Source organism: Altererythrobacter sp. CAU 1778 (assembly GCF_054482795.1).
In genome coordinates this window covers 1-5,132 of the sequence record NZ_JBTLRP010000005.1, presented here as the reverse complement: position 1 = coordinate 5,132, position 5,132 = coordinate 1, and the positions used below count along the sequence as shown (strand labels likewise).

Genomic DNA, 5,132 nt, shown 5'->3' with positions numbered 1-5,132 from the left:
GTACGGTGTGCGCGAAGTTGTTCCCTATTTGGACCGTTGTGATCGACCACTTCCCCGCCCGATTTCCGATGGCAAAGGTCTTGGTTTCACATGGATTTTGTAGCCCATTCGGCGCTTGAAGGATAGGCTCACTAACCACCATCGGATCGCTGAAGTCGCGAATTTGTAGCAGATGGCCATATCCGTTTGCTTAATTGGAAATGTGCCGCCTATGCGGAGCCTGAAGTTATGAGCCCTTCGCGGAAGGCTCACCGGTGAACGCATTTCGTAATGCCTGATAGCGTTTCAAGCGGTGTGGATTGGCGCGTGGGTCTCCATCATTCTGGGTTTCCCAAATGATTGCTTTGTCCAAATGTCGCACAGCACGCTCGCGCTCGCGGGCGCTCAATGGACGTGGGGATGCGAGCCAGTTCAGTTCTGCTTCGAGTACGCCCCATCGCCATCGCTCTTCAAAACCCAGTAACGGTTTCGCCTGGTCGAGTGCGATTCTGGCAGCTTCAAAATGCGCCGCACCAGAACTCCCCGCAGCGAGTACGAGATGCGCTTCGGCGAGACCAAGCAGACTGCGCAACTGCCGATTGAAAACGTCTGGCGCCGGAGGGTCGAGGGCGAGTGCCTGAGTGAACGCGCCAACTGCCTCAGCGACCTCCGGCACCTTGCGCTGGTCAAGCCTTCCAAGTGCAACAAGCGACTGACCTAGCGACCGCCAGTCAAAGCCTGCATCGTCCTTGTAGATTGCTCCAGTCGCGATTGTTTGGCCAAATGCATCGGCGGCTTGTTCAAGCAATTCACACCTGCCAAGCTGATCACCGGCATAGTGCAGCTTTGAGGCATACATCCTTATGTCATTCGGCCAGCGCTCTGTATTGCTCAGACCGTACCGGGCATGGAGATCCCGGAATGCGGCGAAAATTTCGTCGACCTGCTTGTCGTCACCGTTGCGCACAGCAGGGATGACTTGCTGCACAAGATCAGTCTGCTCACGACTGATTTGCCATGCGTCGGGAGGGTTCGTTTCAATCTGACGTCTTGCTTGGTCGAGGGCGGATTCGCCGGGCCGCCGGATGCCACTTTTATCCCACAGACGCGTGGCGGTATCGGTCAGACGGGTCCACAGAGTGGAACGCGTTCGGCCACCACTTCGGCGCGCAAGCAGTGAATTGCTTGCCACAACCGCTTGCTTATGCTGTTCGAGTTGGCGAGGACTCAACGCTAGTACGGTAGGCCTTGCCCTTAGCCAGCGAGCGGCTTGCTGGCTAAACTTCAACGCCTCTCGGGACTGGTAAAACGCATCGTCCATTTCCCTGATGATATGCGGGATTTCGCCGAATCCTCCGCCTGCGACAACGATCTTCTGCAGCGCGCTATCGCTGGCCAGCACACTTCGGAACCGGCGGAAAGTTGAGAGCAGGTGCTTGAGCTCGAGCTCGGAAAGACCGGCCTCGATGTCGTCCAGCACCTCAGGCGCCATCGCTGAATTTGCGGCGAACTGTCCGTGGCCGCCATTCTGAACCTGCGCGATGTAAAACTTTGTGTGATGGATCAACCAGGCATCCGGCTGAACCTCTTGTCGGACCAACCCAGCATCCTCAATGCACCAACGACAGAACTGACTCACGGCTTCGGCGAGGACATCGCCATCACGTGCATCGAAGTCGGCATTCGTTACCAGGATAGTCGGCGCGAGAAGGACATGAGGCTGCGTCACAGTTCTGCGTTTAAAGGTCCGCACCAACTGACCCTCAGCCTCAGTCGCTTGAAGCGCATACCATTGCACTACTTTCGCGCCGTGTTTTCAATCCAATGCCCTCTAGCACCAAATTGTAATGCCGATACTGCCATTCATGCGACCGCATCCAACCCGCTGCGCTGGATGATCGACAGCAGCCGCAGAGCCGGACCTCCCGGTTTCTTCGCGCCGCGTTCCCAGTCCGACACAAGGTTCTTCGACACGTTGAGATAGCGTGCGAATACTGGCTGCGAGACGTGCTCTGCTTCCCGGATCGCCTTGATCTCGTCGGGCGACAGGACGGGCGCTGGCGCAAGGCAGGCCTCATCGAACTCACGCATGGTGCGCTTGTCGATGCTGCCAGCGTCGTGAAGGTCCTCCATCATCTCGTGGACGGCGGCCATCGCCTCGCTCTTGTAGGTCTTTGCCTTAGCCTTGCTCATCGTCTTTCACCTCGACCAATCGGCCTGCTGCAACTTCCGTTTCGATCTGGTCCTCGTCCAGCTCCAGCATGATGCTGGCAGCCTTGCGATAGACCTTCAGTTCCGCCACACTCAGGTTTGCCCGGTCGCTCTTGGCGAAGGCAAACACGAATATGGCCCGCTCGCCCGAGCGGAAGATCAGGATCGAGCGATAGCCGCCCGATTTGCCTCCGCCCTGGCGCGCGATGCGTTGCTTGATGAGGCCGCTGCCAAGATCGGCATCGATCAGACCGGTCTCGGCCCGATGCACGGCATCAGCAAGCGTGGCATCGCTGATCTTCTCCTTTGCCGCGAACTTGGCGAACCAGCGGTTGGCGTAGATGCGGATGCGCGGGTTGTCAGTCATGCAGCAGCGGCCCACTATCATACTTAGTGTTACGGCTCAATGAATATGAGCCGCTCATGTTTTGCTCGATCAGGTCGCCGATCCGCTGCGCTGCCTCGATCACATGCCCATCGTCAAGATGAGCATAGCGGGTCGTGGTCCGCACATCGGCATGACCGAGCAGCTTGCCGATCATCGGCAGGGTTTCAGAGTGGGCGGCGGCATGGCTGGCAAAGCTATGCCGCAGATCGTGGATGCGGATGCCGGGTAAGCCCGCCTCGTCGCGCAGCTTGCTCCACAAATTGCCGATGTCGGTGATCGGGCGCTGGGTGGCCGGGTTCCAGAACACAAAGCGCTGCTTCTCACGGCGTGGCAGGGCGTGGAGGATCGTCGCTGCCGCCTCGGCCAGCCAGACCGTGCGCGGGCCGGTCTTGCTGTCGGTAAGTAGCAAACGCCGTCCCCGCACCTCGTTCCATTTGAGGCATGTAATCTCCGACTTGCGGCAGCCGGTCAGGATCAGCAGACTGATCGCGGCGCAATGCAGCGGGAAGGTTTTGCCGTGCCGGTCGAGCACTTCGCCGATACGCCGGAACTCCTCATCGGACAGGAAGCGCTCGCACTTCCGCCCCTTGTTCTTGCGGATGTAGAGGCAGGGGTTCGAACCTTCGGGCCGAACGCCCCATTGTTCGGCCTTGTTGAACATGGCGCGCAGGATTTCACCGCATCGGTTGGCCGCGCCGGGGCCGCCGGTGTTGGTGATCCGGTTGAACCACTCCTGCACATGGCGTTCTTCGATCTCATCAAGGAACAGGCCTTCGAATGCCCGGTCGAGATATTTCCGCTTGTAGTAGCGGTGGGTGTAGAGCGTGGACGGCTTCCACTTGGGCGACACGCGGCCCCAGTAAGTCTTTAGGAAGTGCCGGTAGGATGGAACCTTGCGCAGCCGCTTGCGCTCCTCAGCCGGGTTGTCGCCGGTCTGGGCGCGGAGCAGCACCCGGCGCGCCACATCCATTGCCTGCGCACGGCTCAGCACTTTGGCGTTGCCGATCGTTACAGTGCGGGTGCGCCCTTCCATTTGCGCCTGAACGATATAGACCTTGCGCCCGCTCGCATAATGCCGAGTGCCAAAGCCGGGCAGTTCGCGCGTCCAGCAGGTCTTGCGCAGCTCGCCCAGGCCACCGCACTTGCCAATCACATGGAGTTTGAGGCTGCCCAGCTCCTCGGCGACGATCCCCCGCAGGGTCAGCGCGTTCATTGTCCGACTCCAATCAGGCGCGCAATCGAGCCGGATACGCGCTCGGCCGCATCGGCGACGATCTCGTCGGACAGGTGCGCATATCTGGTCGTCGTTTCTGCCAGCGCGTGGCCCAGCAACTTGCCAATCACCATCAGCGAGATGTTGTCGCGGATTGCGACCGAGGCAAAGCTGTGGCGTAGGTCATGCAAGCGGACATCCGGCAAGGCCGCGCGGTTGCGGATTTTCGACCAGTGAATGCCGAGCGTGATCGGCTTGTCGGGATTGCGGAACGAGGGGAACAGAAGGCCTGTCGGCTTCCGATCTGGAAGAGCTGCAATCACATCCACTGATTGCCGGTTGAGATAGACGATCTTCGCGCCGGTCTTGCTGTCCGGCAGCATCAGGCGCGGTTCCTGCACCCATTCCCAGCGCAGTTGCTCGATCTCTCCGCAGCGCGCGCCGGTGTAGATCAGAAGGCGGATCGCCGCGACATAGAGCGGCTGCTCGGCCTCATAGTCCCGCAATGCCGTGTCAAGCCGCCCATATTCGTGTGGCGACAGAAACCGTTCCATCGGCTTGCGCTTGTAACGCGGCGTGCCCTTGCAGGGATTGGAACCTCGTGGACGCAAGCCGAGGCGTTCGGCGTAGCCCATCATCACCGAGAACACCGGCAGCGTGCGGTTGAACACGCCGGGACGTTCGACAAAGCTGTCGCGCCAGAACAGGATGTCACCTTTCGCCAGATCGTCGACCCGCCGGTCGCCGAACGCGCCGAGGATTTCCTTGAAGATGGCGCTCTCGTTGCGCTTGCGGGTCGATGGTTTCCAGTGTCGCGAATAGTCAGCCCAGAAGCGTTCGGCGTAGTCGCGCAGCAGGGGCGCATCGCTCTTTTGCGCGGCGCGGGCCTTCTTGCGCGTCGGCAACCCATCGAGCGCCACCTCGGCCAGCTTCGCCCGCGCGAGGCGGCGCGCCGTAGCAGGCGAGATGTCGCAGGAGGTTCCGAGCGACACCCGTCGCGGCTTGCCGCGCTGGCGGAACAGGACAAACCACGTCCGCCTGCCGCCGGGATTTACCCGAAGGCCAAAGCCCGGCAGGTCGATATCCCAATATTCCCGGATGCGATTGCCCGGTTTGCGTCGGGCGATGTTGCCGTTGAGCCGTACCCGGTTGGACGGCTTTGCCTTTTCACCACTCCCACGCCCTTCACCAGATCGGGCCGAGGAATGATTCGTGGCCTCGATTGCTGGTAGCAAATAGCCATTTGCTTGCATTGACTTGCTCCTCCTTGTAGAGGAACAACTTCGCGTACCCTATTGTTTAATAATCTCTTTCTGCCGCATGGCGGCGTAGGGTGTGCTC

General features: G+C 60.2%; 5 protein-coding genes. All 5 read right to left on the bottom strand.

All coding sequences use genetic code 11. The annotated features are described in order from the left end of the window. Positions 1-226: 226 nt before the first annotated feature. Positions 227-1,708: a DMP19 family protein gene (locus ACXYN8_RS13590; RefSeq protein WP_458890010.1), complete on the bottom strand. Its 1,482-nt coding sequence runs from the start codon at positions 1,706-1,708 to the stop codon at positions 227-229. Between the two features lie 134 nt (positions 1,709-1,842). Further along, the gene (locus ACXYN8_RS13585) at positions 1,843-2,172 is read right to left on the bottom strand and encodes a helix-turn-helix domain-containing protein (RefSeq protein ID WP_458890009.1); all 330 of its coding nucleotides are present in this window, start codon (positions 2,170-2,172) and stop codon (positions 1,843-1,845) included. After that, positions 2,159-2,557 (bottom strand): type II toxin-antitoxin system RelE/ParE family toxin, encoded by a 399-nt coding sequence (locus ACXYN8_RS13580; protein WP_458890008.1) that lies wholly within the window; start codon positions 2,555-2,557, stop codon positions 2,159-2,161. The genes ACXYN8_RS13585 and ACXYN8_RS13580 overlap by 14 nt, the downstream gene beginning before the upstream one ends. Further along, positions 2,550-3,791 (bottom strand): tyrosine-type recombinase/integrase, encoded by a 1,242-nt coding sequence (locus ACXYN8_RS13575; RefSeq protein ID WP_458890007.1) that lies wholly within the window; start codon positions 3,789-3,791, stop codon positions 2,550-2,552. Before ACXYN8_RS13575 ends, ACXYN8_RS13580 begins: the two co-directional genes overlap by 8 nt. Next, positions 3,788-5,044: a tyrosine-type recombinase/integrase gene (locus ACXYN8_RS13570; RefSeq protein ID WP_458890006.1), complete on the bottom strand. Its 1,257-nt coding sequence runs from the start codon at positions 5,042-5,044 to the stop codon at positions 3,788-3,790. Before ACXYN8_RS13570 ends, ACXYN8_RS13575 begins: the two co-directional genes overlap by 4 nt. Positions 5,045-5,132 lie beyond the last annotated feature (88 nt).

Excerpts from the sequence above, each read along its gene's own strand:
- ACXYN8_RS13580 (WP_458890008.1), bottom strand. The coding sequence starts at position 2,557 with ATGACTGACAACCCGCGCATCCGCATCTACGCCAACCGCTGGTTCGCC.
- ACXYN8_RS13585 (WP_458890009.1), bottom strand. The coding sequence starts at position 2,172 with ATGAGCAAGGCTAAGGCAAAGACCTACAAGAGCGAGGCGATGGCCGCC.
- ACXYN8_RS13575 (WP_458890007.1), bottom strand. The coding sequence starts at position 3,791 with ATGAACGCGCTGACCCTGCGGGGGATCGTCGCCGAGGAGCTGGGCAGC.
- ACXYN8_RS13570 (WP_458890006.1), bottom strand. The coding sequence starts at position 5,044 with ATGCAAGCAAATGGCTATTTGCTACCAGCAATCGAGGCCACGAATCAT.